Consider the following 2500-nt stretch of genomic DNA (forward strand, 5'->3'; position numbering starts at 1 on the left):
TTTACTGTAGCCTGATATTGAATTTTGGTACAGCTTGTACAGGATAGGTAGGAGCCTGAGAAACCGGAGCGCCAGCTTCGGTGGAGGCGTCGGTGGATACTACCCTGGCTGTATTGAAATTCTAACCCTCACCCCTGATCGGGGTGGGAGACAGTGTCAGGTGGGCAGTTTGACTGGGGCGGTCGCCTCCTAAAGAGTAACGGAGGCGCCCAAAGGTTCCCTCAGAATGGTTGGAAATCATTCGCAGAGTGTAAAGGCACAAGGGAGCTTGACTGCGAGACCTACAAGTCGAGCAGGGACGAAAGTCGGGCTTAGTGATCCGGTGGTTCCGCATGGAAGGGCCATCGCTCAACGGATAAAAGCTACCCCGGGGATAACAGGCTTATCTCCCCCAAGAGTCCACATCGACGGGGAGGTTTGGCACCTCGATGTCGGCTCATCGCATCCTGGGGCTGTAGTCGGTCCCAAGGGTTGGGCTGTTCGCCCATTAAAGCGGTACGCGAGCTGGGTTCAGAACGTCGTGAGACAGTTCGGTCCCTATCCGTCGTGGGCGCAGGAAATTTGAGAGGAGCTGTCCTTAGTACGAGAGGACCGGGATGGACGCACCGCTGGTGTACCAGTTGTCTTGCCAAAGGCATCGCTGGGTAGCTATGTGCGGACGGGATAAGTGCTGAAAGCATCTAAGCATGAAGCCCCCCTCAAGATGAGATTTCCCATAGCGTCAAGCTAGTAAGAACCCTGAAAGATGATCAGGTTGATAGGTCAGAGGTGGAAGCGTGGTAACATGTGGAGCTGACTGATACTAATCGTTCGAGGACTTAACCAATTTTAAATGCGAACTCGTTTTACAAACTTCTTCTGAAATTATCTAGTTTTGAGGGAATGATACCTCAAATTTTATAGTCTGGCAGCAATGGCGAGAAGGTCACACCCGTTCCCATACCGAACACGGAAGTTAAGCTTCTCAGCGCCGATGGTAGTTGGGACTTTGTCCCTGTGAGAGTAGGACGTTGCCAGGCGGAAGACAGAAATATCCTTTCTGTCTTTTTTAATCCCATTTAAAAAAATGGAAAAAAATTTCTGTTGTTTGATAACACCGATGGTGTTATGATATAAAAGTCGCTCAGAAAACAACTTATCAATTTTAATCTACTTCTAGTAAATTGGAAATATTTTATAATTGATATAGTAGTAGAAACGCGATATACTATTTACTCCTGTCGCTTTAACAGATGACATTGCTCTTTGAAAACTAAACAAACAAGAACGTCAACAAACAATTTTTTAGCTTCTTCTATAGAAAGCTAAGCCAACGTAACAAATGAGCTAATCAACTTTCTTGGAGAGTTTGATCCTGGCTCAGGACGAACGCTGGCGGCGTGCCTAATACATGCAAGTCGAGCGAATCATAAGGTGCTTGCACCTTATGGTTAGCGGCGGACGGGTGAGTAACACGTGGGCAACCTGCCTGTAAGACTGGGATAACTTCGGGAAACCGGGAGCTAATACCGGATAATCCTTTTCCTCTCATGAGGAAAAGCTGAAAGTCGGTTTCGGCTGACACTTACAGATGGGCCCGCGGCGCATTAGCTAGTTGGTGAGGTAACGGCTCACCAAGGCGACGATGCGTAGCCGACCTGAGAGGGTGATCGGCCACACTGGGACTGAGACACGGCCCAGACTCCTACGGGAGGCAGCAGTAGGGAATCTTCCGCAATGGACGAAAGTCTGACGGAGCAACGCCGCGTGAGCGATGAAGGCCTTCGGGTCGTAAAGCTCTGTTGTTAGGGAAGAACAAGTACCGGAGTAACTGCCGGTACCTTGACGGTACCTAACCAGAAAGCCACGGCTAACTACGTGCCAGCAGCCGCGGTAATACGTAGGTGGCAAGCGTTGTCCGGAATTATTGGGCGTAAAGCGCGCGCAGGCGGTCCTTTAAGTCTGATGTGAAAGCCCACGGCTCAACCGTGGAGGGTCATTGGAAACTGGGGGACTTGAGTACAGAAGAGGAAAGCGGAATTCCACGTGTAGCGGTGAAATGCGTAGAGATGTGGAGGAACACCAGTGGCGAAGGCGGCTTTCTGGTCTGTAACTGACGCTGAGGCGCGAAAGCGTGGGGAGCAAACAGGATTAGATACCCTGGTAGTCCACGCCGTAAACGATGAGTGCTAAGTGTTAGAGGGTTTCCGCCCTTTAGTGCTGCAGCTAACGCATTAAGCACTCCGCCTGGGGAGTACGGCCGCAAGGCTGAAACTCAAAGGAATTGACGGGGGCCCGCACAAGCGGTGGAGCATGTGGTTTAATTCGAAGCAACGCGAAGAACCTTACCAGGTCTTGACATCCTCTGACACTCCTAGAGATAGGACGTTCCCCTTCGGGGGACAGAGTGACAGGTGGTGCATGGTTGTCGTCAGCTCGTGTCGTGAGATGTTGGGTTAAGTCCCGCAACGAGCGCAACCCTTGTTCTTAGTTGCCAGCATTCAGTTGGGCACTCTAAGGA

3 rRNA genes (1 of these 3 cut by a window edge) are annotated in these 2500 nt (G+C 50.8%); all 3 read left to right on the forward strand.

Annotated elements, in window-relative coordinates:
* A 23S ribosomal RNA gene (locus tag QFZ28_RS23705) occupies positions 1 to 826 on the forward strand; the annotation flags it as partial.
* Positions 827 to 903: 77 nt separating this feature from the next.
* Positions 904 to 1019: ribosomal RNA gene (gene rrf / locus QFZ28_RS23710) — 5S ribosomal RNA — on the forward strand.
* 317 nt (positions 1020 to 1336) lie between these two features.
* Positions 1337 to 2500: ribosomal RNA gene (locus tag QFZ28_RS23715) — 16S ribosomal RNA — on the forward strand (it continues 387 nt past the right edge of the window).

It is taken from the genome of Neobacillus niacini (genome assembly GCF_030817695.1).
Lineage (GTDB): Bacteria > Bacillota > Bacilli > Bacillales > Cytobacillaceae > Neobacillus > Neobacillus niacini_F.